The following is a 26,951-nucleotide window of genomic DNA, read 5'->3' as shown; positions in this document are numbered from 1 at the left end:
CTCGGGTTCGGACTAAGAATCAGGGTTACCAGCGTTTTGTGTCCGAAGTAGGCCCGGGTTCGGACTTAGAATCAGGATTTCCAGCCTTTTGAGTCCGAAGTTGGCCTAGGTTCGGACTTAGAATCAGGGATTCCAGCGTTTTGTGTCCGAAGATGGCCCAGGTTCGGACTTAGAATCAGGGATTCCAGCTTTTTGTGTCCGAAGTTGGCTCGTGTTCGGACTCAGAATCAGGATTTCCAGCCATTTGTGTCCGAAGTTGGCTCGGGTTCGGACTCACTTAGAATCAGGGTTACAAGCCTATTGAGTCCGAAGTTTCGGACTTAGAACCAGCTTTCCCAGCTTTTTGTGTTCAAAGTTGCTCCCTATCAAACTCATTCTCACGGATTCCAAATGAGCCCGGAACAGACTGTCTATGAAATCAGAAGCCCTGATGCAATAAATAGTGCGGCAGCAATCACAACCCCAATGGCTGAAACCTTCAATTTATATCGTGCATAGTCCACGAGGTCCATATCCAGGATCGAAGCTGTGGTAATGGTCGTATCTCCAAGCGGTGAGGTCAGCGCTCCGAAGGCCCCGCTTGCGAACACGGCTCCAACGGTAAGCGGAATGGAGGCGCCGGTTGAAACCGCGAGGGTAATTCCGAGCGGCATGAATAATCCCCACGTTCCCCAGGAGCTTCCAATAAAGTAGCCGACCACTGATCCTAGCACAAAGATGGCCGCCGGTGTCAAAAAGGCTGGCAGAAAGCTTCCGAGTGAGCTCCCGATAAAGTCGGAGAAACCAAGATCCTCCGCGGCTAGGGTGAGCGCCCAAATCAGGATGAGCAGGCTGATAGCCTCCATCATCTGATTGCCTCCATCGTAAAAATGATAAAGAATTTCGTTCATTTTCTCCCGTCTGATTATGTAGAAAATAAAGGTTAAGACGAGGGTGATAAAAACAGCCAGCAGCATGACAAATGTAGCGTCGGCCATGGAAAAGGCCTCGAATACCGTATCTGCACCCTGCGACATTCCATCCTGCCATAAGAGGAACAGAGAAAAGGCAAGTAATAAAACTACAGGGAAAATCAAATGCCATGGCTGGGCTTTTACAAGCGATAATTCCTTCTTAATTCCCATCCGGTGGAATTCATGCTCTTTTTCCTCCAAATCGGTATGAGTTTCAGCCTTTTGCTCTCCTGTCTTTTTCCGACGCCAAAACGTCTGCAAAATCCCGATCAGCAGCATAATGATTGCGTAAAAATTAAACAGAATACTTAATAAAAAAATCTCATATGCGGACATATTCAGATCCAGCCCGCTGATTCCTCCTTCAACAAGGGATACCATGAAGCCCACAAAAGCTGTCGCAACCGGAAGCAGCACAATCACTGATTCGGTTGAAATATCGAGAGTCATGCCGACTTTCTGTTTGGACAGATTCATTTTTTTAATCAATGATTTGATAATGGGCCCGATCATCATGATTCGAAACATCGGCATCATGAAGGTGAACGGGAGCGTGATCCAGATGAACACAAGAAGACCGCGTTCAGAGCGGATCCGTCTGCCGGCCCATTCGGAAAACCCCTTAATGCCGCCCGCAATATTCATCATCCCAACAAGCCCGCCGAACAGATATAAAAATCCGACTATTTTAATATTCGTTTCATCAGACAAGGTGGTGACTATATAAGCGACCGACTGTTCCGTGCCAGAAAGCAGGTCTGCTGAAACGATAATGGAGCCAACAAGGATGCCCGTCACCAATCCTGGAAGAATATTCTTCAGCCAGATGGACATGCCGATCACGATTATAAATGGTATGAGCGATAGCCAGGTGTTATTCAAGTTTATGCCCTCCAATGAAAATGCCGTCACTTATTTAGTATGGCCGGGGAATGGAGGTAAATTCCCTGACTTCATACATAAATACATCATTTTTTGTGGACTGCTGGCTATTAGAAGGTACAACCCTTTTGTACATAAGCCCATTGAATATGGGTGTTTGATTCAGTAACAATCCCCCATCGGGACACATATTTTGTGAAGAGAGTATCCGAAGAACTGACAGTTTCATAATTGATTTTGGATGTTCTTCATTATGCCCATTGTTGCTGCTGTCTTAATAAAAATATGGAGGTATGAACATGAATGATTTCCAAAACGAACTGCAAATGCTGAATGTCGGTGAATTCCATGCGAACGAGGCGGTTCCATGGGATCAAAATCAGGTCTATAGTGATCAGTCACGGTTATGCGCTGGTTTTGGTATTGGCTTTGGCTTTAGCTGCTTTTTCTTTAACTGCTTTAATTGCTTTAACTGTTTTAATTGTTTCCGATGCTCTAACTGTTTTAGATGCGGAGGCCGCTGTGGCGGACGCTGCGGAGGCCGTTGCGGAGGCCGTTGCGGCGGATAATAGGCTTATCGATATGAGAAAAGGGAAGCCCCTCGCTATGCAGGGGCTTTTCATCTGGGATCAGACATATGAGACAAATCCCAATACATAAAATGAGAGAGAGTAAGTTTCATAAAAAGGCATAGTTTACAGGTAAGGAGGAGCGAAATGAAAAATTTGACCCCTTCTGTGCGGCTGAAGGTAAAAAGGGACACGTTTTTTATCCCTGATCCGGCTAAAGGTGTGTATTTTCGGAATAATGTAAGCTCCTTCCGCATGGAAGGCAGTATGATCGATCAGTGGATTCAAAAGCTGATGCCGATGTTTAATGGTGAGTATTCGCTGGGGGAATTGACAGCAGGCTTGCCGGGCCCGCATAAAGATCGGGTGTTTGAAATTGCGGAGGTGCTGTACCGTAACGGCTTTGTGCGGGATGTAAGCGGGGATCATCCACATCAATTGGAAGCGCATGTTCTTAAAAAGTATTCCTCCCAGATCGAATTTTTGGAAAGCTTCGGTGATTCGGGTGCATACCGTTTCCAGGCCTACCGGCAGGCAAAAGTGCTGGCAGCAGGTTCAGGCCCTTTTTTCGTTTCGCTGGTTTCTTCGCTGATTGAGTCCGGATTGCCTAAGGTTCATATGGTCATTACGGACCCTGAATCGACTAACTCAAAGCGGCTGAAGGAGATTGTCGCTCATGCCCGGCAAACAGACCCCGAAGTTTCTGCAGAGGAGGTAACACGAGAGAGTGAGGAAGATTGTTCCTGGGAGGAATTGATCCAGCCGTATGATTCAATTCTATATATATCGGAAGCAGGGAATGTAGAGGAACTGCAGGTTATACACGATGCTTGCCGGAAAGAGAAGAAGATATTTCTTCCTGCTATGATTTACAAACAGGCTGGTATGGCAGGTCCTCTCGTGCATCCCGAATCAGAAGGATGCTGGGAGACTGCATGGCACCGCGTACATCGATCAGCGTTTTGCAAAGACAATCAATTGCACACCACCTCCTCCACGGCAGGAGCCATGCTCGCTAATTTGATCGTGTTTGAATTGTTTAAAGAGATTACTGGATTGACCAGTTCGGAACAGAGAAATCAGTTTTTCCTCCTTAATCTGGAGACGCTTGAAGGAAATTGGCATTCCTTTTTGCCCCATCCAAACCTGACCGGAAATACAGCTGTGGAATGGATTCAAGATGTTGATCAGAGGATCGGACAGAGTTTAGGGAAAAGTAAGTCTGACAGTTTGTTTCTGTTTTTCAGCCAATTGACTTCCAAAGAGTCTGGAATTTTTCATAAGTGGGAGGAAGGGGATTTAAAGCAGCTTCCGCTGGCACAATGTGAAGTGCAGGCAGCAGACCCGCTGTCAAAGGGGCCGGCCGAGCTCCTGCCAGCTATAATCTGTTCAGATTTGAGGCATGACGAGGCGCGCCGGGAAGCAGGTTTGACCGGGATTGAAGCGTATGTGTCGCGGATGGCTAAACAGTTCGCAGCAGATCAGCCTGCACATAGCGAATTTGTTGGTGTGGGAGCAGGAGAAACATTTGCAGAAGGGGTATTACGCGGTCTGGATAGGTGTTTGGAAGAGAAGCTGCTGGCTAAAAGTCAAGCAGACCAGAGAACAGTTTCACCTTTGCATTTGAATGCAGTAGAAGATGAACGGTGCAGGTTTTATTTAGACGCGTTGACAACGATGAAGGGAGCACCAAAAATCTGCCAGGGTGAAGGAGTGTCCGGATTCCCTGTGGTCTGGGTCGGCACGGACGATCGCTGGTTTGGCAGTGTTGGCTTAAATAGAACATTAGCTCTGAGGAAAGCGCTGCAGCATGCAATTGCACAGGCGCAAAACCAAAAGGGGAGACATAAAGCAACTGCAGTGGAGGCATCATCTGTGCTTCTGGAGGAAAGGGAGCCTCAGCGTCTGGTCATTCAACCTTGTAATGAGAAGGAGCAATCCCAGCTATTACAGTCTGCCAGACAGGTTCTGGAAGAGAACAACAAGCAGCTCTTAGTATGTGAATTTTCATTCGAGCCATTTTTGAAAGAGAGTCTGGCAGGGGTGTATGGGGTGTTCATACGAGAGGAGGGATCTGAGTGAGTGCTGTCGTGGTAGTTGTCGGAGAGGGACTGCTGGCGGACAGCGTATGCAAAGAACTGCCTGCCGATTATAAGGTAGTCCGACATTTGAATTTTAAGCCTGAACTGCCGGATGGGACAAAGTTGATTCTGGTGCTGCACGATACCTGGATGCCTTCAGTTCATAAAAAGGCGGAAGAGGTATCCCGATTATCAGGTATTCCCTGGCTGCGGGGGTTTGTATCATTTGGAGAGGGTGTGATCGGCCCAATCGTCCACCCGTCCAAGCCGAGATGCTCACAATGTGCGGACACGCGGAAACTCCTGGCAGGGCGTGACCGGGAAGAGATGTGGAAACTGCAGCAGAAATTCGAAGGGAACAGCGGATTAGAAAGTGACGCCTGGGCATCACGCACAGGGCTTTTACAGATGTCACACCTGCTTGCATCAGAGGTGCGTAGGGTCCTGGAGGGCAGCCTGGCGGACCTGGAAGGACGAATGTATCTGGTCAGTCTGAAAACATTGAAAACCTCTCGCCACCTCATTTTGCCGGATTCATTATGCCCTGTGTGCAGCTCCCTCCCTGAAGATTCACAGGCAGCTGCAAGAATAACCCTTAACCCAAGCTTGAAAGTTAGCGCAGACAGTTACCGCTGCCGTTCATTGGAGGATTTAAATCAAACGCTCATCAGAAATTATCTGGATCAGCGGACTGGTTTATTGAATGGGAAAATGTATGATTTCACACCGCCTTTTGCGGATGTAGTCGTAAACCTGCCATTGTTTGGAGGGGACGAAGGCGTGGCAGGCCGCACTCATTCTTATCAGGTGAGCGAGCTGACAGCCATTCTGGAGGGGCTTGAGCGTTCCTGCGGCATATCGCCCCGTGGAAAGAGGACAGCAGTCTATGACAGTTACCGCAACCTGGAAGACCGGGCTCTTAATCCTCTAAAAGCAGGTGTGCATGCAGAAGAACAGTATACACAGCCGAACTTTCCTTTTAATAAATTTAATCCTGATATCCCGATGAATTGGGTATGGGGTTATTCGTTCTTGCAGGAGCGCCCGATTCTGGTTCCTGAGCTGCTTGCTTATTACAGCCTGGGCTGCGGGAATGGATTTGTCTATGAAACGTCCAACGGATGCGCACTGGGCGGCAGCCTGGAAGAAGCGGTTTTCTACGGTATTTTAGAGGTGGTGGAGCGTGATTCATTCCTGATGGCCTGGTACGGACAGCTGGCCCTTCCGCGTCTTGACCCTTATTCCGCTAATGACGAGGAATTGCAGCTGATGATTGATCGGGTGAGGATAGTGGCGGGATATGATCTGCATCTGTATAACGCGACAATGGAGCACGGGATACCAAGTGTTTGGGCGATGGCGAAGAACAGGAAGAAAAAAGGGCTGAATCTCATTTGTGCGGCCGGAGCCCATCCTGATCCGATCCGGGCGGTAAAAAGCGCAGTTCATGAGTTAGCTGGAATGATGGGGACAATGGACGATGATTTTGAAGCGAACAAGACGAAATTACGGCAAATGCTGCAGGATTCTTCCCTCGTCGGCAAAATGGATGACCATGGGATGCTTTACGGTTTGCCGGAAGCGGAGGAGAGGCTCGCGTTTTTGCTGGATGAAAACCGTCCGCTCCGAACGTTTTCGGAGGAGTTCAAGCGGGGAAGAAGACATGCAGACCTGACAGATGATTTGCAGGACCTTCTTAAAGCCTTGAACAGGCAAAATCTTGATGTGATAGTGGTGGATCAGACGACACCGGAAATACAGAGGAGCGGATTGCATTGTGTCAAAGTACTGATTCCGGGGATGCTGCCCATGACATTTGGTCACCACCTGACACGTGTAACAGGGCTTAGGAGAGTACTGGAGGTTCCCATGAAACTCGGATATGCAAAGGAGCTGCTTACAGTTGAACAGCTGAATCCACATCCCCATCCATTTCCATAAGCCCTTGCTGGGAGGTGAAAAAGATGAATCCAGATCCATTTCTGCATAATTTGCATTTTGATATTGATAAAATCACCCCGCCTGATTGGGAAGTGGATTGGGAAGATGCTCCGCTTGCCTATAAGCTTTACCGGGGCTTGCCAGTTTTCCCACTGTCACTGGAGGTTCCCCTTTCTCTTGAGGAATGGGAGGCACCGGCAAAGCCTGATCTTAGGAGAATCGGGGATTTTCTCTGGTACACATTCGGCCTGAATCAATTTTCCCAGTCTGTCTCTCCAATGGGTTCGGATGAGCAAGGGGATTTTATGCAGTCGTTTCGGCGGTCTGTGCCTTCTGGCGGAGCGCTGTATCCTAACGAACTATACATGTTTCTGAAATTGGAAGATTTGCCGGAGGGGATTTACCACTATGATGTGCTGCACCACCGCCTGGTTCTGCTGCGAGAGGGTAATTTCGATTCCTATATAACCCGTGCTCTTGGCAATCGGTGTGATGTGTCAACTTGTTTTGGGACTGTGTTCGTGACAACCATGTTCTGGAAAAATTACTATAAATACAATAACTTCGCATATCGACTGCAGGGCTTGGATGCAGGGGGAGTGATTGGTCAGTTATTGGAGGTTACAAAGAGATTTGGTTTTGCAGCGGGAGTTTACTTCCAATTTCTTGATCGTGCCCTCAACCATCTCCTTGGACTGTCTGAAGAGGAGGAGAGCGTATATGCTGTGATCCCGCTCTCTGTGGAAACAACCAGCTGGGCTTCCAACAGAAGCAGCAGGGACGGAATGGCCTCTGCCTTCGATTTGTGCGAGGATATAACCCCGATTCAGACTAATAACTGGATCAGATCTAACAAAGTAAAAGAATTTCCGATGTTAACCAGCGTTAATAAAGCGTCCATGCAGGAATCCACTAATTCGTTTCGTCAAATCATTTCTCAAGAGACCCACTGTGAGGGCCGGCCTGTGCCTCTTCTTCATGTAAACAGGATAGCGTATGATTTGGCGTCGGTCTGCAGGGAGCGTTTTTCACCGGACATCGATTTCACTTTAGGAAAAGTGAGCCAGGAGCAGCTTGCTGCCCTGCTTCAGGAGGCGACTGAATCCTGCCTGTATCGAAACGATTTAGACATGGCACTTGAAAAGCGCGCGTCACGCGTAACTCTATATGTGTGTTTGAATAATATCGAAGGGATTCCGGATGGTGCCTATTATTATGACAGCGATGCTCATTTACTAAGGGAGATCAATCCCGGAGACCATCGGCTTGCGCTTCAATCCGGAATGCCTGCAGGCAATGTGAATCTGTTTCAAGTCCCTCTCTGCTTTCATATAGCAGGGGATAGAGCTTACCATAAAACAGAATTGAACTATAGAGGCTATCGCATTCAGCAAATGGAAGCCGGGATGCTTATGCAGCGATTACTTATTGCAGCGACAGCGCTTGGAATGGGCGGACATCCGCTCCTCGGGTTTGATGCGAAGATGAGTGATGAAATCTACAGGATGGAAGCACAGGGAAAAACCAGCCTCATCCAAATCCCGATTGGCTTCTACCGGGCACGTCCATGGCTGAGGGGGAATTTAATTAGCTAGATCAGGAGATGCATATGTTTGAATTTACGTTTTCGGGCGCTTAATGATAAATAGCATAAAGAATGACGTGTGAATTGGCACACGTCATTTTCCTTGTTTGTTAAATCTCTTAGCTCTATTATCGTTTTTGTCATTGCAATTGACATAATATTTTAATAAGAATTGTGCCGAATAGTTGTCAATTTCAATGCTACTTGGATTGTTCTTCCACTGAAAAACAGGTGATATTGTATAACGGAGGAAATTTATTTTTAGATAGAAATAACTCAAGGTGGTTAAAAAATCCATCTCATAATAATAAAGAATAGAGAAAACTCGTCTTTTAGGGCGAGTTTTTTACCTTTTATATGTCATGTGAGGCTTAATTGATAAGTATACCATCAAAAGTATTTAAAAAAGTTGTATGAAAAAATCTCCCCTTTTATTAGCACTTTGGACAATTGAATTTTCTGAAATATCCAACTATTATTAGGGCAAGGGAATTCTTTTTTTTGGAGGGTAACATAATGCATTTAAGATCTGTAAAGGAAAGAATAGATATTTCCATCCGCGATATTTGGGAAGCAAAGAAACGAATTTCTTCCCTCGTAGATAAGACTCCATTGATTCAATCGGCTATCCTGTCTGAGAAATTGGGACGGAGGGTTTTTTTGAAACTGGAGAATGTTCATGAAATCGGCGCCTTTAAAGTCAGAGGGGCAGCGAATAAAATTTTGAGTTTAAGTCCTGAAGCGAGAGAACGGGGAGTTGCCACCTATTCTACAGGGAACCATGGCATGGCTGTTGCCTATGTGGCGAAAAAGTTTGGAATCGAGGCAGTTGTTTGCATATCCAACCGTGTCCCAAAAGCTAAGGTAGATTCTTTAAAAAGGCTGGGAACTAAAATAGAAATCTACGGTGACAGCCAGGATGCCGCCGGGGAGCGATGTTATGAGCTGGAGAGGACGGAAGGGCTGACTGTGATTCAGCCGTTCGATGATCCTCACGTGATTTCAGGACAGGGAACGATTGGTTTGGAAATTTTGGAGGATCTTCCGAATGTAACAGATGTGATTGTTCCTCTTTCAGGCGGTGGGCTTCTTTCAGGGGTTGGGCTCGCCGTAAAATCAAATGACAGAGGGATAAGGGTTTCAGGTGTATGTATGGAAAAATCTGCTGTAATGTATGAGAGTTTAAAGGCAGGGAAACCGGTAGAGCTTGAAGAGAGTGAGACTCTGGCTGACAGCTTGCTGGGCGGAATCGGTCTGGATAACTGCTACACACTTCGTATGGTTCAGGAATACATGGATAACGCCTATCTGATTCCCGAAGAGGAGATTGCATACAGCATGGCTTTTATGATGGATAAGCACAGAATGATTATGGAGGGAGCAGCAGCTACTGGAGTTGCAGCGATTTTAGGGGGGAAGATTCCCCGGCAGGAGGGGGATGTTGCTGTAATCATCAGCGGACATAATGTGGATCTTTCTGTCATACATCGGATCATTCAGGATTATGTCATCTGTAATGGTGTGAGTAAATAAGTGGCTGAAATTAAGGCTATGGCTATTACCGGATATATTGAAAAATACTGAATTTATTATATTAATAAAATATAAGCTGGCATTGTGGGAAATTTATAGTAGACGTTCCTATCTGAATATGGTTTCCTATAATAAAAGTCTTCTATTATTTTAATCTTAAGGTGTTCAGAGGGGAGCCAACATGAGATTAACAGTTAAAAATGTCCTAAAATACAAGATTCTCAATAATGCCAAGATTGTTACCGGAAAGGAATATGCTGAAAAACGGCATATCCAATGGATTTCGGCCATAGAAATGCCAGTGGAAAACTTTGTCCGAAAAAATGAAGCGGTATTAACGACAGGGATAGGCTGCGGGCAGGATCCTGAAACTTTCAAAAGGTTTGTTCAGGATGTGATCGACTCTGACGCTTCGGCCCTGATGGTTGCTTTGGGAAGATACATTTTTGATATTCCGACTGAGGTCATAGAACTGGCTGAAATGAATAATTTTATTATTATTGAACTTCCATGGGAAATCCGTTTTTCTAGTATTATTGAATTGGTAATGAAAGAGATTAATGACATCGAATATAAAGAGCGTCAAAAATCAGAAAAGGTTCAGCAGGAACTTCTTAATCTCATTCTAAAAGACACCGATCTGAGGGGTATCTCAAAATTCGTTGAAAAGCATATCGGGCATCCGCTCGTCATTACAGACCGATCAGGCACCCTTCATGAAAAAAGCATCCATACACAATCCTTTATAAAGGAGTGGAAAAAATATGTCCTGCAAGGAATTCTTCCATCAAGGGCGGAAAGCACTCTATTAAAAGGAGATCCTATGTTTCAGAAGTTCCAAATGATTAAAATAGAAAACCGGATTGTTTTTCAAATTCCGGTGCTCCAGGTAGCCGACAATCCACAAGGCTATATTTTTGTATTGGTTCCCAGTTCCGAATCAATCGAATCCTTTCTCACTCTCTTTCGGGTTAACGTGTTAGAGCACGCTGCAACTACGATTGCTCTTTGGCTTTCAAGGAGAAATGCCATTGAAGAGACAAAAATGCGCCTTCGCAGCGATTTTGTCCATGAGCTTTCTAAGGGCGAATTCCTATCACTTGAACAAGCCGATACAAGGGCAAAATTGCTTGGATATAATCTTAAACTCCCATATGTGTGTATTGTCGGGTATCCGGAAAATATGAAAAATTTATTCCAAAAGCGCAAGCAGGACTACGATTCCTACGAACATTGGCTTGAAAGCATGATTCAATATATCGAAGAAGAAGTCTACTATGCCGCCCAGTCTCTTAAAAAGGACATACTGATGACCTATCAGGGTGAACAGCTTGTCATTTTCCTGGAAACACCAGGGGTTAAGGGAAATGAAAACGCTACAAATTTCCTTGATCTTGTCGAACGGCGCCTGGGAAATTTGCTTCCTGAAGTTGTCATATCGTGGGGCATCGGCAATGCGTTTGAAGGCATTTCAGGATTTGGAGAAAGCTTCCGTCATGCTGGCGCTGCTTTAAGCATTGGCCGACGGAAAAAGGGTTTTGGGCAGCGGATGATGTATGAGCAAACTAGAGTGGACAGGGTGCTGTTAAATTTGGCTGGCAATAAAGAGATGGAAGATATCATTATGTCAACTATTGAGCCTCTTGTACAATATGATGAGCAGCGGCACATGGATTTGATTGGAACTTTCATCGCTTATAATCAATGTCATGGGAATGTAAGTCAGACAGCGAGATCGCTAAATCTCCACCGGCAGTCACTGCTATACCGGCTAAGGAAGATTGAATCCTTGACTGGCTTGTCCCTTATCGATCCGGATGATTTATTTCTTTTGGATCTGAGCATAAAGATTTGGAAAATAGGAGAACATGCCGTAATGGCAGGTCAACATTAATAATATTAAAAAAATGCGGAAAAAACCTTTATGGTTTTTTCCGCATTTTTTTTGCTTCCAACCAATCACCCAACTTGTCTATTAATCTTTTTGCAGGAAAATTTACTTATAAATATTTTAAAAATTTAAAACCTTCCGATAGTTTGACTAAAATAAAATTTTAATTTTCATACAAATTTGCGGATGATAGTTTTTTTACCCTGACACTATAATAAACCTACAAACTTAATAAAATATCCGGTTTTGCAGGAGGGAGAGCCACCATGTCATTTGGAACAGCAGAGTTTAAAATGAGAATCTTGAAAACAAAAGAAAGAATGGCAGCAGAAGGGATTGAAGTATTGCTTATTACCGATCCCGCTAATATGAATTATTTATCGGGTTATGATGGATGGTCCTTCTACGTGCATCAAATGCTTGTCATCATCATTGATGAGGAACAGCCGATCTGGATTGGCAGGGGGCAGGATGCAAATGGAGCCAAGGTCACGACATGGCTATATCATGAAAATATTATTCCCTACCCTGACGATTATGTACAATCTGAAACCAAACATCCAATGGATTTTGTAGCAGAAATTTTAAAGCAAATCGGACAGCAGAATCGTTTCATTGGTGTTGAGATGGATAATTATTATTTCACGGCAAAGTGCTATGAGCAGCTGAAGAAGGGAATTCCAAATGCAAGTTTCCGGGATGCATCCCTGCTGGTAAACTGGGTCCGCATTATAAAGTCCGATACAGAAATCGAGTATATGAAGAAAGCAGCCAAAATTGTGGAGAAAACAATGGCAGCAGGAATTGAGCTGGTGAATGAAGGTGTACGTGAATGTGATGTGGCAGCGAAAATCTTTCATACACAAATAACAGGCACGGAAGAATTCGGAGGGGACTACCCGGCAATCATGCCGCTTCTTCCATCCGGGGAAAGAACTTCAACTCCGCACTTAACCTGGACGGACCAGCGTTATAAATCAGGCGAGCTTGTGATCCTGGAACTGGCCGGATGCTATAAGCGTTACCATTCCCCTCTTGCCAGAACCGTCCATATTGGCCAGCCCTCCGAAAAAATCATGTCACTTTCGGAAGTGGTTGTCGAGGGATTGAACGCTTGTCTGGACATGATTAAGCCCGGGATTGCCTGTGAAGAAATTGAGGAAGCATGGAAAAAATCGATTGAAAAGAGCGGAATTATAAAGGAATCGCGTCTTGGATATTCCATGGGTCTGAACTATCCGCCAGATTGGGGTGAGCATACGGCGAGCATCCGCAAAGGAGATAAAACCATCCTTCAGCCCAATATGACATTCCATTTGATCCCGGGTATCTGGCTTGATCAATACGGTTTCGAAGCAAGTGAATCATTCAGGGTAACCGAGAATGGATGCGAAACATTTGCAGAACTCCCTAGGCACTTATTTATAAAAGAAGCATCACTTTCAAAAATCTAGGAGGTGAAGCAGAGAGATGCTAATTTTTACAGAACAGGAACTTAAGCAGTATGTGCAGCTGAACAAAGAAGCGATTGCAATTGTGGAAGCAGGATTTACGAAGCTTGCAGAAGATGAAGCCGTCATGCCGCCGATTATGCGAGTGGACCTGCACGATCAAAATGGGGAAGTGGATGTCAAAACCGCTTATGTAAAAGGGGAAGACATGTTTGCGATCAAAGTATCTTCCGGGTTTTTCAATAATGATAAGCTGGGGCTTCCAAGCGGAAATGGCCTGATGCTATTGATCTGCACTCAAACAGGCCTCCCGCAGGCCATCCTGCTGGATAACGGCTATTTGACCGAGGTGCGGACAGCCGCAGCGGGAGCGATTGCTGCAAACTACCTTTCCAGAAAAAACATTGAAACAGTAGGCGTGATAGGAGCTGGAAGCCAGGCGAGGTACCAGGCAAGGGCGCTCAAACTCGTACGGGACTTTAAAAAAATCCTGGTCTATTCCAGGTCAGAGGATCGTTCGAGAAAGTATGCCTTGGATATGTCGGCCGAATTAGGGGTTGAGGTCCAAGTGGCTGAGAGTGCTGAAGACTTAGTCCGTAATAGTGATACCGTCATTACGACGACTCCGGCAAAAGAACCGGTGATCAAAGCGGAATGGCTTCATTCCGGACTTCATATTACGGCTATGGGCTCAGATGCTGAGCATAAGCAGGAGCTTGAAGCAGAAGTCCTTGCCCGGGCGGATAAGCTTATATGCGATACAAAAGCACAGTGTGCCAGGCTTGGAGAATTGCATCACGCACTTGACAAAGGAGTAGTAACGAATGAATCGCAGGTTATTGAATTGGGTCAATTAACATCCGGAAAGCAAAGCGGTCGGATAAATGACGAGGAGATTACGGTTTGTGATTTAACTGGAACAGGAGTCCAGGATACTGCCATCGCCCTGTATGCATACAGTGAATTGGCCAGGCGGAAAATCGGGTTGAAAGTTGAGAACGAAAAACTAGCATTAAAAAACTGAGAAGGAGTGATCGTATGGTAAAAGAAAATGTTCAGGCAGGTACAAAAGCGGTATGGGCTGGAGAAAAGGATTATTTGGTGCATGGAGCGACACAGGTGCCGGTCGTACTCAGTGTGGCATATGGCTATGATGATATGGATGAGTGGTATGATGTAGCGATTGGAAAGAGAAAGGGCCATATTTACGGAAGAAATACAAACCCGACTGTTCAGTCATTTGAAGATAAAGTAAAAATCCTTGAAGGCGCCGAATCAGCAACAAGCTTCTCAACTGGCATGGCTGCAATCAGCAATACATTATCGACGTTCCTGGTTCCGGGAGACCGCATTGTATCCATGAAGGATACGTATGGCGGAACGAACAAGATTTTCACGGAATTCCTGCCGCGCCAGCAAATAGATGTGGCTCTTTGTGAAACGGGGAATCACGAGCAAATAGAAGCAGAGGTCGCAAAAGGGTGTAAAATCCTTTACCTGGAAACACCGACCAATCCAACTGTCAAGATCACTGATATCGAACGCATGGCAAAAGCAGGACACGATGCCGGGGCGATTGTCATTGTCGATAATACGTTTGCAACGCCAATGAATCAGAACCCTATTAAACTGGGTGTGGATCTGGTTATCCATAGTGCTACGAAATTCCTCGGCGGGCATGCGGATGCGCTGGGCGGAGTCGTTTGCGGTCCGCACGATCTTGTGGAGAAAATCTATCATTATCGTGAAATCAACGGTGCCACAATGGATCCGATGGCAGCTTATCTGATGATCCGTGGTATGAAAACGCTTCACCTTCGTGTCCGCCAGCAATGTAAAAATGCAATGGCGCTTGCCAATTACCTGCAGACAAAGGATATGGTGGAATCTGTTTACTATCCAGGGCTTGAAACACATCCAAACCATCATATTGCCAAAAGGCAAATGAAGGATTTTGGGGGGATGCTCAGCTTTGCTGTCAAAGGCGGAGTGGAAACAGTCCGTGACTTGCTGCCGAAATTACAATTTGCCAACCGCGCTGCAAATCTGGGAGCTGTCGAAACTACAGTAGGGCCGGCCCGAACAACAAGCCATGTCGAGTGTACGCCTGAGGAGCGTGCAGCTGTTGGCATTCCGGAAGGGTTAATCCGTGTCTCCTGCGGAATTGAAGAAATTGAGGACCTCATTGCAGATTTTGAACAGGCATTTAGCCATGCAGAAAGTGTTTTGCAAGTAAAGTAGATTACTAGTTCTGATCGAGGTGAGAGATGATGTTAAATAATCATCCTATCGTTGAGCAAGCGAATAAGTTGGCTGGCCGTCTGGTTGAATGGCGCCGTCATCTTCATGAGCATCCCGAGCTTAGCTTCCAGGAGTTCGGGACCTCCCGTTTTGTTGCGAATTTGTTAAAGGAAATAGACGGTATTGAAGTAGAAACAGGAGTGGGTCTTGAAACAGGAGTATTAGGCACTTTGACCTCTGGGGATGGACCAGTCATTGCACTGAGGGCTGATATGGATGCCTTGCCGATTACGGAGGAAAATCGAACAGTCTATTCGTCCAGAACTGAAGGTGTGATGCATGCTTGCGGCCATGATGCACACACCTCCATTCTCCTGGGGGCAGCTTCCCTCCTCTCGGACCAATTTAAAAAGGGCGAATTAAAAGGGACGGTTAAATTTATTTTCCAGCCTGCAGAGGAGAGTACCGACGCTAACGGACTTTCAGGTTCACCGTACATGGTCCGTGCAGGGGCTTATGACCAGGCCGAAGTTGCCCTTGCACTTCATGTCTGTCCATGGCTTCCGGTAGGGAAAGTGCAAATCAGCGATGGTTACAGTATGGCTAATGTGGATGTTTTTGAAGTGAAAATACATGGCTCAGGCGGACATGGAGCTTATCCGGAGCTTGGCACTGATCCTATTTGGATGCTTGGCCCCGTCATGCAGGCACTGTATGGAATTACAGCCAGGAGGGTTTCCGCGCTTGAAGCTGCCGTTATCAGCATTGGGCAAATCCATGCAGGTACAGCAAGCAACATCATTCCGACTGAGGCAGTAATTCAGGGTACCATTCGAAGCTATACACCGGAGATACGTGATTTTTTGGCATCAGAAATAAAGAAAGCGCTTTCTATTGTTGAGCATTTGGGCGGGTCCTTTTCATTGAGTATCCAAAGAGGGGAGCCGGCTTTAAAAAATCATCCTGCCGTCAATGAATGGATTACGGACGCCATTGCTCAGACATATCCAGGCATGGGGATCATCAGGCGCCCATTTGGCCTTGGCGGAGAAGACTTCGGCTATGTCACTGAAAAAATACCGGGATCCATGTTTTTCCTTGGATGTGCACCAATGGAGGGGGAACAGCGTGATTTGCATACCCCGATTTTTGATTTGGATGAAGCCTGTTTGCCGATCGGAACAGCCATTTTGGCACAAACGGCGGGCACATTTTTAAAAAAGAAACAGAAAGTACAAATAAATCAAAATATGGAGGTGGAAATGCTTGGCACATAAATTGGCGTTTATAGGATTTGGGGTTGTTGGCCAGGGATTGGCGGAAATTCTGCGTGATAAGAAACAGGCGCTGAAACAGAACGAAGGATTCGAAGCAGAAATTGTTGCCATTTCCGATTTGAAGAAAGGGGCAATCTACCATCCGGGCGGACTAGATATCGAGAAAGTTTTGCAAGTATTGCAGGAAACAGGGAGCTTGGAGAATTATCCGGAAACCCCGGGGCTAATCAGGGGATGGGACAGTATCAGAACAATCAGGGACACTAATGCCGATACGGTTATCGAGGTTTCGTATACAGATGTCAAAACCGGTCAGCCCGCCATAGACCACTGTAAGGCTGCATTTGAAAAAGGAAAAAATGTGGTGATGACCAATAAAGGCCCTGTTGCACTCGCTTACGAGAAACTATCTGAAATGGCCAAAAAGCATGGTGTCTACTGGGGATTTGAGGGTACCGTCATGAGCGGTACACCAGCATTACGAATGCCGGCCGCTGCCTTGGCCGGTAATGACATTACGGAAATCCGCGGCATATTGAATGGGACAACCAACTATATTCTGACCAAAATGGCACAGGAGGGGGTTTCTTATGAAGCGGCTCTAAAAGAGGCTCAAAAACTCGGCTATGCAGAAGCGGATCCTGCCAGCGATGTAGAAGGCTATGATGCAAGATATAAAATTGTCATTCTCGCAAACCATGTCATGAATGCTCCTTTATCAGTCGAGCAAGTGGAATGCAAGGGCATTACAGGCATCACGCTGAATGATATTGAAAAGGCTAAGGCGGAAGGGAAGACCTGGAAGCTGATTGCAAAAGCCAAAAAGGAAAACGGCAGGGTCATTGCCTCGATAACTCCTGAAAAATTGGATGCTGAAGATCCTTTGTCTTTCATTAAAGGCGCTGTCAATGCCGTTACGTATCAATGCGATCTTTTGGGCACAGTCACATTAAGCGGCGCAGGAGCAGGGAAAATAGAGACAGGATTCTCCCTTTTGATTGACTTAATTTCCATTAATCGACAAAGGCAGCTTGTTTCAATCTAAAACGGAAAGGCGGTAATTAGCATGACCACTCAACTAACCGGACAAAGAATGTTTCTAGCAGGCGAATGGGCGGCAGGAGAAAGATTAATTGAAGTTCGCGATCCGCAGGATAACAGCATGATTGATACTGTACCAGCAGCTTCGAAGGAAGATATGCTGAATTGTATTGAAGAAGCGAAAGAGGGGGCGAAAATTGCTGCTTCCCTTCCTGTCCATCAGCGAATGGCGATTATTAATCGGGCTGCAGACTATATTGAAGCCAATAAAGATAAATATGCCAAAACGATCGCAAGGGAAGGAAGCAAAACCATCCGGGAAGCCTCTAAAGAAGTGGAAAGAGCCATACAGACCTTCCGGATCAGTGCAGAAGAAGCAAGAAGGATTCATGGAGAAACCATACCGTTTGACCAGATGCCCGGGAGTGAAAACCGCCTGGGATACTACCGCCGTTTCCCTATTGGAATTATTGGCGCCATTACACCCTTTAACGATCCATTAAATCTTGTAGCACATAAGGTGGGTCCAGCCATCGCTTCCGGGAATGCCATTATCGTGAAACCTGCAACAGTGACTCCTCTCAGCGCGCTTTTAATCGCCGAAGCCTTTGAACAAGCCGGATTGCCGCCTAAACTGTTATCGGTCATCACTGGGTATGGAAGCGATATTGGGGATGTTCTTGTCACCCATCCTGCTGTGCGAATGATTACTTTTACTGGAGGATTGGACGCCGGGGAACAAATTACCCGGAAAGCAGGATTGAAAAAAATAAGTATGGAGCTGGGGTCCAACTCTCCTGTCATTGTGCTAGAGGATGCTGATTTGGAAGAGGCTGTTGAATCAACGGTTTCAGGGGCATTTTGGGCAGCAGGGCAAAATTGCCTTGGTGTTCAAAGAGTGTACATCCAGAATTCTGTTTATGAGGCATTTCAACAGGCTTTCGTTGCCAGGACAAATCAATACTGCGTAGGGGATAAGCAATCAGAACTGACGGATATGGGGCCGCTTATTACGGAAAAAGAGGCTGTCCGGGTTGAAAAGATGGTTAATGAAGCGAAACAAAAAGGAGCAGCCGTGTTAACAGGCGGGAAGAGGAATGGGGCATTTTACTCACCTACCGTTCTCGAAAATGTTCCAGAGGACTGTACCATTGCGAGAGAAGAAATTTTTGGTCCCGTTGTACTCTTGTACAATGTATCTTGCCTTGACGAAGCAATCAGTAAATCGAATGACATAAATTATGGCTTGCAGGCCGGAATATTTACCAAGGATATCGAAAAAGCCCATAAAGCCATCGACAAATTGGATGTAGGCGGAATTATGGTTAATGACAGCAGTGACTACCGGATTGATGCCATGCCATTTGGCGGCGTGAAAAATTCAGGATTAGGCAGGGAAGGCATCAAATTCTCCATCCAGGAGATGACAGAACCGAAAGTAGTCTGCTTTAAATTAGCGAACTATAGCAGTCTATTAAATTTATAATATCAGACAGCCGACAAGCTGCCTGAATATCGTGTGAGGAAGAACGATCCGGCTTCGGATGGTCTTCCTTTCCTTTTAAATAGCTGAAGTTATAATTTATGTCATTCAACATCCTTCATAACCCTTTGAAAAGAGACAGGCTTTATAATTCTATCAAACTTGAATTACAGTTTTCCGGAAAAGCAAACAAATACGATAGCCGAACAAAAGACTAATAAGGAGGATTTTATTTTGAAGAAAAACGGGAACCGAGCTTCATATAACAATCCAGTCTTTAAGATCTCAGCCATAATTGTTGGACTTTTTACCATTTGGGGAGCCTTTTCACCTGATAGTCTTGCCAGAAATGCCTCTATTGTTTTTAACTTTACCAGTAAATCATTTGGATGGCTTTATTTAGTCAGTGTGGCTCTTTTTGTATTCTTTTGTTTATATCTTGCTTTTAGTAAATATGGAAACATAAAGCTCGGGCCGGATGGAGAAAAAGCCGAGTATTCCTTATTTGCCTGGATCAGTATGCTGTTCAGCGCGGGTTTTGGGGTAGGAATTGTCTTCTGGGGTGTAGCGGAACCGCTGTCTCACTTTACTTCTCCACCGCTACCTGGTGTAGAGCCTCAATCAGCAGAAGCCGCACGGGTAGCCATGCGATATTCCTTTTTTAACTGGGGCATTCATCAATGGTCAGTCTTTGCCATTGTCGGACTGGCTCTTGCTTATTATCAATACCGTCATAAAAGGAAGGCTCTTGTAGGTGAAGTATTAAGCGCAAAGCACCCCGAAAAAAGAAAAAGGCTAAAGTCAGCAGTTAATATACTAGCGGTCATTGCTACAGTAACAGGAATTGCCACCTCGATGGGAATGGGTGTATTGCAAATTAATGGCGGCTTGAACTATGTCTTCTCAGTACCCAACAATCCTTGGATGCAGATCGGCATTGTTGGCATCATGCTTGTCCTTTATCTTGTTTCAGCGACGACCGGTATTGATAAAGGGATTAAGATTTTGAGTAATACAAACATGATCTTGGTTCTTGCTTTAATGGTGATCTTCCTGATCAGTGGCCCCACCGTATTCATATTTGAAAGCTTCGTTCTTGCCATTGGGGATTATATCCAGCATTTCATGGAAATGAGCTTCTATTTGACCCCATACACAGGTGAAGCGTGGGTTCAGGATTGGACAGTTTTTTATTGGGCATGGGTGATTGCCTGGTCTCCTTTCGTCGGTTCCTTCGTTGCAAGGATATCAAAGGGGAGAACGATCAGGGAATTTATTATAGGTGTAATGATTGTCCCTCCAGCCATTGGGTTTGTATGGATGGCCATTTTCGGAGGAACAGGATTATACATGGATTTATTCCAGGGTACCGCCATTTCCGAAGCGGTTTCGCAAGATGTGACAACAGCCATTTTCGTTCTGTTAAAGGAGTTTCCATTATATACATTGTTATCAGTAATCATGCTGGTCCTAATCGTCATATTCCTTGTCACTTCGGCGGATTCTGCTGTTTTCGTTCTGGGCATGATGACATCAGATGGAGATTTAAATCCATCCAACATGGTAAAAGTGATCTGGGGAGTATTAATGGCCGGGATTACTGCCGTGTTAATTGCCAGCAGCGGATTAAAAGGGCTGCAAACCGCATCCTTGGTTTCTGCTCTCCCTTTTACCATCATATTGGGCATTATTAGCATCTCGCTCTATAATTCATTGTCCAGGGAGAGAAAAGAAGCAAAAGGACAAACCGAGTCTGTTCCCCTTAAGAAAGCACAGTAATAATTTCAAAAGATTATGCGGTGAACTATCCTTGCCCCATTAACAGTAAAAACGCTATTCTTTTGATAGGGATAGCGTTTTTACTGTTTAAGGATTCTCAATAGACGGCATGGTGATTTCTATGCGGTATATTACTGACCAAACTTCCCCCGATAATGAGCCAAAGCCATAAGAGGGAAGATATAACGGTAGCTATGATAATGAATATAAAAGCTTCCGGCCAGGGCCTGCCCTTTTGGATAGACAGTCGTCCAATCCTCTTTATCAATTGAGTTCAACAGGTACTGAATTCCTTTTTGGATCTGTTCAGTTGGCGGGTCTTCCTCTGCAATAAGAGCATCAACCGCCCACGCTGTGTCTGTAAGGGTACTTGCGTTCAAGGGAACATAAGATTTTTGACTGTCGCTCAGGCAGGATTCTCCCCAGCCGCCATCCTCGTTTTGGATTTTCTTCAGCCAGTCACAAGCCTTCCTAACAGAAGGATGGTTGGAATGGCCCGCCGCAACAAGCCCTGTTACTGCGGCCCATGTCCCGTAAATATAGCAAATGCCCCATCTTCCATACCAGGAACCATCTTTTTCCTGGTTATCCAACAGCCAGTTAACCCCGTTTTTTATTAAAGGATCAGTAGCCGGGAGATTCGTATAGTTCCCCAAAAACTCCAGTGTTCTTCCGGTCAGGTCGGCTGAGGTTGGGTCTCCAAACATATATTCACCCTTTTCAATCGGAAGGAAGGCAAGCCAGGAATTTTCGGTATTTCTTTCAAAGGAGGGCCATCCTCCATCATCATTCTGCATGGAGACCAGCCACTGAATGCCGCGATCCCAGGCATCCTGATATTCTGAACTGCCCTCGACACTTCTGGCGATCGCCCGTAATGAAGCAGTGGTATCATCGACATCCGGGTTGAGGGTGTTGATATCAGAGAATCCCCATCCTCCCGGCTTTGCATTGGGGTTATGGATTGCCCAGTCCCCCAGCTGATCATGCTGGCGCTTCAGCAAATAGGTGTTTGCTTTCTTTACTGCAGGGTCATTCGAAGAAACACCCGCTAATTGGAGGGCTGTGTTTATGAGAGAAGTATTCCATATACTGGCGTTTGCGTATTGTATATGAGGGAGGCCGTCTATATCTGTCCGGAGCGATTTAAGCCCCTCAACCGCATTCTTTATAACGGGCTCATCCTTGGAATAGCCAAGAGACAGGAGCGCAAAAATCATTAAAAAGGTTGAGCTGAAATAACTATAGAAGGTCCCATCCGGCTCAATCCGTTCCAGCATATAATCCTTCGCCCGGTCCATTGCCGTTGAGTGAAGCTGTTCTGGCAGACCCAAAAGCTCTTCAACACCTTCTTTGAGGGATGACAATAATGATCGGTATTCAGGCTGTATTTCCCACCGAGTTCTTGTAGTTAGCAAGTCAGAAAGGTCAGGGCTGTTTTTTGTTTTGATGCTGAACTTTTTTTCTGAAAGAATTAGAATCGGAGACAGATTCACACGCCCATACACCGAAAACTGATAAAAGTTGAAAGGGAAGGACAGGGGCAGAAGCATAATCTCAACGGGAATCGGAAAGGATTCCGGCCATGGATATTGTCCTGTAGAAGCTAACATAATTTTGGTGAAAACATTTGCGTTCTCCATTCCGCCATGCTCCAGTATAAATTTTCTCGCAGCTTTCATCCTGGCGTCTTCCTTCTCAATATAGCCCGAATAAAGAAGTCCATAATAGGCCTCCAGTGTGGCATTTGCATTTCCATCCGGTTCATCCGGGAAAAGCTTCCAGGCTCCATTTTCTTCCTGCTTGCTTAGGATTCTTGCGGCCAGTCCCTTAATTAATTTTTCATCATGTATCTCCAGTGTCCTTAATAAAATGATCATATAAGCGTCTGTTGAAATGCCGGTTTCAAAAGGATAATTCCATGAACCATCAGGGGATTGGTCTTTTCTTAATACGGCAATGAGACGTTTCATGCCAGCAGCGGTTTTGGTCATGTCATGCACATTCCTCTCCGGTTAAATTGCTCCTATAAATACATATTCATATCACAGAGAGAGAATTCATGGAGGAGGTCTGCTTATCTTTTTTCAAAAGAAACACCCAATGAACTGGTTAAAAGAAGAATTAAAGAAAAGAGTTCAAAAGCAGATAAACCTTTCAGATGAAGAAAAGAGGATTCTGAGCCAGGTTAAAAGGGAGACAACTGAATGGAATCTAAATAATGTCACCCGGACACAAGCCTATCTTGACTTCTACCGGCAGCATCCCGAAATCCATTGGGCCTTTTTGGGTCATATGGTTTCCCGCAATGGCGGCTGGAATATGACCGATTTAAAAGGGGAGCTACTGTCCCGATTATTATCACATCGCGAAAAGCAATCCTTCTTTTCTTTTCTGGAAAGAGGGAACTGGCTCATTTTTCAGGATGCGTATCCGCAATTTTTGATATATAGAGAAAGCTTGAAGCGAAACAAGCCCTTATTTTACCTTTTCCCGTCCCTTAATATCTCGGTTTTTATGGAAACAGTCTGGAGCAGTTTTTGGAGGAAGCCTGATCCCTATATGCTCACCATTGCCCTTATCATCAATGAACAAAGCTATTTAGAACAAAGGGTGATTCAAAATCCGCAATATAAGCTCGAGGTTTTTCAAAAGCTTGAATTTAAGCTTCAGGATCTGCTGTCCTTGAATCACATCCTCTTTCCTTATGAAAAGAAGGGTGTTCTTCATCTGAAAGGCCAGACATTGAATCATTTTGAATCGCTGCACGAGCGGATCACTCTAGGAAAAAGGCTGTACGATGTTCTGTTTAAGGACAAAGAGGTGCTTGCCTTAACAGAACACTGGGCAAATGCACACCCACATACCGGCTCAAGAAAGGATTATTGGCCGCATATTTTCAATGATGTTCACGAAGGGGTGCCAGGCGAGCAATATCAATTTCAGCTAAAGTCGTGCAAGCTCCGGCCGGGCGGTAGAAGAATTTATAGCCCAAGCCTTGAAAACGCCTGGGAAAATGTAAGCCAGCCTGAAGCGGAATTAGGAGATTGGTATAAAAGTGATCACGTATTGGAGTATTTTTCGGAGTCAGACGATATGATTAATGGAGAGATCAGGCATGCATACTGTCAAACACTTGAAAGGCTCGAGCTCGCAGCCCTTGCCAAAAAGGCCGTTTGGAATTAAAGGCTATACGCCGGCCATGCTGCTGGCATCGCTGTTAGGAACATATTTAGATTTGTATTTTACCGGGAAAGGGATGTACGATTTCCCAATGCGCCCATTCTCAGACATCTTTACGATCAATATTTTATTCACCCTGGCCGTCCTTCCGGTTTTAATGATTTCTTTATTAAAAATAATGGAAAGCTTAAGGGGCCGGTTCCGGTGGATGTTTGTATTGGCCATCAGTATAGCGATGGCAGCTGCAGAAAAAATGGCAGAGAGTATCGGAATATTTGTTCATGCCGAAAACTGGCATCATCTTTATACCTTCATAGGCTACTGCTTATTTATTGGATTGATCGCTGCCTTTCATGGATGGATGAATGGAAATCGCTAAAAAAAGCCTATTTCAATAGTGTAAAGGCTTCCGTTTTCGGTTGATTTATTGAAAACTGGGATAAAGAATGACGTGTGATTGGCACACGTCATTTTCTTTAAAAAAAACAAAAAAACTCGTCACGTAATGACCGGCGAGTTTTAAATGCATGCAGGAAATAATATATATCATTATTCAACAAAAGCATCTGATGTTGGAATTACGCCTGCTCTACATATTTTTGCTTTCCTGAAGAAGTTTGGATTTTCCTGTACGTTCCCATTCTTCTACTGTTTCATATGCTTTTTCAGGGGAATACCCCTTCCCTACAAGAACTCCCATTAGAATAAACTCTTGAAGAATGTGTGTCATATTAATTCCTCTTTTAACGTCCTCCAAGCCTTCTTTTACCAAAAACTCCGTATGTCTTACCCATTCATCTGGAGTCTTTCCGAAAGTTGCTGTTTTCCCATTTCCATTAGCCAAACCTTCTTCCATTGCCATTGCATCAGCCTTCGTGTTATGAACGGTACCAAATGGATGGTTTGGCGGGGCATATATGGAGTATAGTTTCAACGGAACATTTCCTGTGTTTGTGACATTGTGCCACATTCCAGCCGGAATCATAATAGCAGAGTCGTCAAAGATTCTCCATTGGAAACTTAAATTATCTTTGCTTTTGCCCATTTGAACAATCCCCTGGCCTTGTTCAATACGTAAGAATTGATCCACATCAGGGTGAATTTCCAATCCGATATCTTCACCAGCATTAAGACTCATTAATGTAACCTGCAAATGATTTCCTGTCCATAGTGCAGTACGATACGTGCTGTTTTGTTTGGCGGCCTCATTAATATTTATAACAAATGGGTTAGAACCATAATCTTTTAAGATTTCTCTGCTATCACCATAAAATGAACGATAAGAATTGAATACCAAATCATTAGGATAAGCCCAATAACCAGCAGCACTTCCGTAAGTATGCGCTGGTACATTTGCATAATAAGGATTTTGATGCGTATAGGGCGTATAATACATTTTCTTCAATCCCTTCATTAATTATTATCAATAAATTATCTTATGTACATATAAGAGGAAGGTACTTATTAATTTTGTATGACCAATTTTGCTGTTGGGAAATTCATTTCCTGTTTTGCAGTTATAAAACAAACATGTCCTTTATTAAAGAAAGTTAACACTCTATTTACAAATCGGTAAAGCTCCAATTGTTCGACATTTTTTTAATAATCACTTGATATAATGACATTATTTTAAGAGGAAGGGAGATGAATACAGGTCAGACCTTAGCAGCGAGTATAAACACATCTAAAAAATAAAACAAAATCATTGGGGGAGGAATCATGACGGAGGTTTTGCTTTATGTCGGTACATATATTTCTCTTACTTTTGCCCTTGGCTGGCTGATTACGGTTGCTTTTAATCTATTTTTAAAATGAAAACCTTTGTAAAAAAGCTATTAAAGTCCTTTTCCTCTACATGCACTCAGGACGCTGCGGCTCGTGCTCATCTTTAAGGGATCTTATATCCAGGGAGGAATTAGATATGTGGATTTTAACACTATTTTTACAGGACAGGATCCAAATGTTTGAGTATGAGAACAGGGAAGAAGCAAGAATTGAGCTAAAGAAAGCAAAAGGATGCAAAATTCTATCTGAGATCATTCACTTTAGGGATTTTGAAAATAAATAAAATTCTCTTGGACAGCCGGAATACTAATCTGGGAAAAGACCTTCTTCCATTGAAGGTCTTTATTTTTTTAGTAGATAAACAGCTGCCTATTTTGTTTAGAAATAAGAAAACAAATATAAAATTCGTTTAAGAATCATTGACTAATATCAAAGATTTGTTTAATATGTTTATTATAAAACAAACAAATTTTGATTTTGTTTACCAAGAATAGGGTGTGTTTAACCGATGGAATTTTCAAATCAATTCTGGGACGCTTCTTTAGAGGAGCTTAAACAGGGTTACATGGAAGAAAAAGAGACATACACTTGCCTGTTATGCGGGGAAAAGACGGAAAAAGGGATTGTCTACCCATATAAAGATCGATTTTACGAAGCGGAACGGTATATGCGCATTCATATTGAAACGGAGCATATCTCGGTTTTTAACTATTTGCTTTCGATGGATAAGAAGCTGACAGGGCTTACGGATCATCAGAAAAGTCTTCTGCAGCTTTTTTATCAGGGGAAAAGCGATAAGGATATTCAGAAGGAGCTGGACATGGGGAGTACCTCGACCATTCGCCATCACCGTTTTGCCTTAAAAGAAAAGGAACGTCAGGCGAAGACCTTTCTGGCGATCATGGAATTGCTGAAGGAAAAGGATGAGCACGCACCAGCATTCCTGCCTGTCCATAAAACAGCCACGATGGTGGATGACCGCTACAACATTACAGAGGGGGAACAGGAGAAAATCCTAAAGAAATACTTTCCCGAGGGTGCCGATAAACCCCTTGCAAAGTTTCCGCCTAGAGAGAAGCAAAGGCTGATTGTGCTGCGGGAGATTGCCGGTGGGCTGAAGGCCGAACACAAATACGGCGAGAAAGAGTTAAACGACACACTAAAGGCCATTTATGAGGATTATGCGTTGATCAGAAGGTATTTAATCGATTATGGATTCCTGGACAGAAAGCCCGATGGCAGCGAGTATTGGCTTAAAAAATAGAAAAACGGGGGA

General features: G+C 44.6%; 20 protein-coding genes. 17 read left to right on the top strand and 3 right to left on the bottom strand.

Annotated features, from left to right (window positions below):
• Nucleotides 1–410 precede the first annotated feature (410 nt).
• Nucleotides 411–1,835, bottom strand: a complete 1,425-nt coding sequence (locus CE058_RS05070) for a Na+/H+ antiporter NhaC family protein (RefSeq protein WP_163140711.1) — start codon at nucleotides 1,833–1,835, stop codon at nucleotides 411–413.
• Nucleotides 1,836–2,128: 293 nt separating this feature from the next.
• Here CE058_RS05070 and CE058_RS05065 point away from each other — a divergent pair, with 293 nt between their 5' ends.
• From CE058_RS05065 to CE058_RS05005, 13 genes are all read left to right on the top strand, one after another.
• The gene (locus CE058_RS05065) at nucleotides 2,129–2,404 is read left to right on the top strand and encodes a heterocycloanthracin/sonorensin family bacteriocin (protein WP_309486290.1); all 276 of its coding nucleotides are present in this window, start codon (nucleotides 2,129–2,131) and stop codon (nucleotides 2,402–2,404) included.
• A 147-nt stretch (nucleotides 2,405–2,551) separates the two neighbouring features.
• Nucleotides 2,552–4,486: a putative thiazole-containing bacteriocin maturation protein gene (locus CE058_RS05060; protein ID WP_163140709.1), complete on the top strand. Its 1,935-nt coding sequence runs from the start codon at nucleotides 2,552–2,554 to the stop codon at nucleotides 4,484–4,486.
• Nucleotides 4,483–6,426 (top strand): TOMM precursor leader peptide-binding protein, encoded by a 1,944-nt coding sequence (locus CE058_RS05055; RefSeq protein WP_163140707.1) that lies wholly within the window; start codon nucleotides 4,483–4,485, stop codon nucleotides 6,424–6,426. Before CE058_RS05060 ends, CE058_RS05055 begins: the two co-directional genes overlap by 4 nt.
• 23 nt (nucleotides 6,427–6,449) lie before the next feature.
• A complete protein-coding gene (locus tag CE058_RS05050; RefSeq protein WP_163140705.1) occupies nucleotides 6,450–8,021 on the top strand; it encodes a SagB family peptide dehydrogenase in 1,572 nt (523 codons plus the stop codon).
• A gap of 506 nt (nucleotides 8,022–8,527) precedes the next feature.
• Entirely contained in the window at nucleotides 8,528–9,544 is a 1,017-nt protein-coding gene (eutB, locus tag CE058_RS05045) for a hydroxyectoine utilization dehydratase EutB (protein ID WP_163140703.1), read from the top strand.
• Nucleotides 9,545–9,725: 181 nt separating this feature from the next.
• A complete protein-coding gene (locus CE058_RS05040; RefSeq protein WP_163140701.1) occupies nucleotides 9,726–11,438 on the top strand; it encodes a PucR family transcriptional regulator in 1,713 nt (570 codons plus the stop codon).
• Between the two features lie 263 nt (nucleotides 11,439–11,701).
• Complete coding sequence (locus CE058_RS05035) at nucleotides 11,702–12,889, top strand: M24 family metallopeptidase (protein ID WP_163140699.1); 1,188 nt, start codon at nucleotides 11,702–11,704, stop codon at nucleotides 12,887–12,889.
• Between the two features lie 16 nt (nucleotides 12,890–12,905).
• Nucleotides 12,906–13,910, top strand: a complete 1,005-nt coding sequence (locus tag CE058_RS05030) for a cyclodeaminase (RefSeq protein WP_163140697.1) — start codon at nucleotides 12,906–12,908, stop codon at nucleotides 13,908–13,910.
• 14 nt (nucleotides 13,911–13,924) lie between these two features.
• Nucleotides 13,925–15,127 carry a cystathionine gamma-synthase family protein gene (locus CE058_RS05025; protein WP_163140695.1) on the top strand — a complete coding sequence of 401 codons (1,203 nt, stop codon included), beginning with the start codon at nucleotides 13,925–13,927 and terminating at the stop codon, nucleotides 15,125–15,127.
• Between the two features lie 29 nt (nucleotides 15,128–15,156).
• Nucleotides 15,157–16,404: a M20 metallopeptidase family protein gene (locus CE058_RS05020; RefSeq protein WP_163140693.1), complete on the top strand. Its 1,248-nt coding sequence runs from the start codon at nucleotides 15,157–15,159 to the stop codon at nucleotides 16,402–16,404.
• Nucleotides 16,394–17,449, top strand: a complete 1,056-nt coding sequence (locus CE058_RS05015; protein WP_163140691.1) for a homoserine dehydrogenase — start codon at nucleotides 16,394–16,396, stop codon at nucleotides 17,447–17,449. The genes CE058_RS05020 and CE058_RS05015 overlap by 11 nt, the downstream gene beginning before the upstream one ends.
• A gap of 21 nt (nucleotides 17,450–17,470) precedes the next feature.
• A complete protein-coding gene (locus CE058_RS05010; RefSeq protein WP_163140689.1) occupies nucleotides 17,471–18,931 on the top strand; it encodes an aldehyde dehydrogenase family protein in 1,461 nt (486 codons plus the stop codon).
• 231 nt (nucleotides 18,932–19,162) lie between these two features.
• Nucleotides 19,163–20,707: a BCCT family transporter gene (locus CE058_RS05005; RefSeq protein WP_135149393.1), complete on the top strand. Its 1,545-nt coding sequence runs from the start codon at nucleotides 19,163–19,165 to the stop codon at nucleotides 20,705–20,707.
• Between the two features lie 131 nt (nucleotides 20,708–20,838).
• Here CE058_RS05005 and shc read toward each other — a convergent pair whose 3' ends face one another.
• Entirely contained in the window at nucleotides 20,839–22,701 is a 1,863-nt protein-coding gene (shc, locus tag CE058_RS05000; RefSeq protein WP_163140687.1) for a squalene--hopene cyclase, read from the bottom strand.
• Nucleotides 22,702–22,810: 109 nt separating this feature from the next.
• On the opposite strand from shc, the gene CE058_RS04995 reads away from it, so the two are divergent.
• Both CE058_RS04995 and CE058_RS04990 read left to right on the top strand, forming a co-directional pair.
• The gene (locus tag CE058_RS04995; protein WP_163140685.1) at nucleotides 22,811–23,893 is read left to right on the top strand and encodes a DUF2515 family protein; all 1,083 of its coding nucleotides are present in this window, start codon (nucleotides 22,811–22,813) and stop codon (nucleotides 23,891–23,893) included.
• Nucleotides 23,826–24,269, top strand: coding sequence for a CBO0543 family protein (locus CE058_RS04990; protein ID WP_163140683.1), 444 nt, complete (start codon nucleotides 23,826–23,828; stop codon nucleotides 24,267–24,269). The genes CE058_RS04995 and CE058_RS04990 overlap by 68 nt, the downstream gene beginning before the upstream one ends.
• A gap of 210 nt (nucleotides 24,270–24,479) precedes the next feature.
• Here the strand turns inward: CE058_RS04990 and CE058_RS04985 are convergent, their stop codons facing one another.
• Nucleotides 24,480–25,286: a cupin domain-containing protein gene (locus CE058_RS04985; RefSeq protein WP_163140681.1), complete on the bottom strand. Its 807-nt coding sequence runs from the start codon at nucleotides 25,284–25,286 to the stop codon at nucleotides 24,480–24,482.
• Between the two features lie 525 nt (nucleotides 25,287–25,811).
• On the opposite strand from CE058_RS04985, the gene CE058_RS24695 reads away from it, so the two are divergent.
• Nucleotides 25,812–25,958, top strand: coding sequence for a hypothetical protein (locus tag CE058_RS24695; RefSeq protein ID WP_204260516.1), 147 nt, complete (start codon nucleotides 25,812–25,814; stop codon nucleotides 25,956–25,958).
• A 225-nt stretch (nucleotides 25,959–26,183) separates the two neighbouring features.
• Nucleotides 26,184–26,939 carry a DUF2087 domain-containing protein gene (locus CE058_RS04980; RefSeq protein WP_163140679.1) on the top strand — a complete coding sequence of 252 codons (756 nt, stop codon included), beginning with the start codon at nucleotides 26,184–26,186 and terminating at the stop codon, nucleotides 26,937–26,939.
• The last annotated feature ends 12 nt before the right edge of the window (nucleotides 26,940–26,951 follow it).

This window comes from Bacillus sp. 22-7 (assembly GCF_010628845.1).
Classification (GTDB): domain Bacteria; phylum Bacillota; class Bacilli; order Bacillales; family Cytobacillaceae; genus Cytobacillus; species Cytobacillus firmus_B.
Note: the sequence above shows the minus strand (reverse complement) of the source record. Positions and strands in the feature narration are given on the sequence as shown.

Bases quoted from the DNA above. Each gene is read 5' to 3' on its own strand.
- CE058_RS05065 (WP_309486290.1), top strand. From the start codon at position 2,129: ATGAACATGAATGATTTCCAAAACGAACTGCAAATGCTGAATGTCGGT.
- CE058_RS05060 (WP_163140709.1), top strand. From the start codon at position 2,552: ATGAAAAATTTGACCCCTTCTGTGCGGCTGAAGGTAAAAAGGGACACG.
- CE058_RS05050 (WP_163140705.1), top strand. From the start codon at position 6,450: ATGAATCCAGATCCATTTCTGCATAATTTGCATTTTGATATTGATAAA.
- eutB (WP_163140703.1), top strand. From the start codon at position 8,528: ATGCATTTAAGATCTGTAAAGGAAAGAATAGATATTTCCATCCGCGAT.
- CE058_RS05040 (WP_163140701.1), top strand. From the start codon at position 9,726: ATGAGATTAACAGTTAAAAATGTCCTAAAATACAAGATTCTCAATAAT.
- CE058_RS05035 (WP_163140699.1), top strand. From the start codon at position 11,702: ATGTCATTTGGAACAGCAGAGTTTAAAATGAGAATCTTGAAAACAAAA.
- CE058_RS05030 (WP_163140697.1), top strand. From the start codon at position 12,906: ATGCTAATTTTTACAGAACAGGAACTTAAGCAGTATGTGCAGCTGAAC.
- CE058_RS05025 (WP_163140695.1), top strand. From the start codon at position 13,925: ATGGTAAAAGAAAATGTTCAGGCAGGTACAAAAGCGGTATGGGCTGGA.
- CE058_RS05020 (WP_163140693.1), top strand. From the start codon at position 15,157: ATGTTAAATAATCATCCTATCGTTGAGCAAGCGAATAAGTTGGCTGGC.
- CE058_RS05010 (WP_163140689.1), top strand. From the start codon at position 17,471: ATGACCACTCAACTAACCGGACAAAGAATGTTTCTAGCAGGCGAATGG.
- shc (WP_163140687.1), bottom strand. From the start codon at position 22,701: ATGACCAAAACCGCTGCTGGCATGAAACGTCTCATTGCCGTATTAAGA.
- CE058_RS04995 (WP_163140685.1), top strand. From the start codon at position 22,811: ATGAACTGGTTAAAAGAAGAATTAAAGAAAAGAGTTCAAAAGCAGATA.
- CE058_RS04990 (WP_163140683.1), top strand. From the start codon at position 23,826: ATGCATACTGTCAAACACTTGAAAGGCTCGAGCTCGCAGCCCTTGCCA.
- CE058_RS04985 (WP_163140681.1), bottom strand. From the start codon at position 25,286: ATGTATTATACGCCCTATACGCATCAAAATCCTTATTATGCAAATGTA.
- CE058_RS24695 (WP_204260516.1), top strand. From the start codon at position 25,812: ATGTGGATTTTAACACTATTTTTACAGGACAGGATCCAAATGTTTGAG.
- CE058_RS04980 (WP_163140679.1), top strand. From the start codon at position 26,184: ATGGAATTTTCAAATCAATTCTGGGACGCTTCTTTAGAGGAGCTTAAA.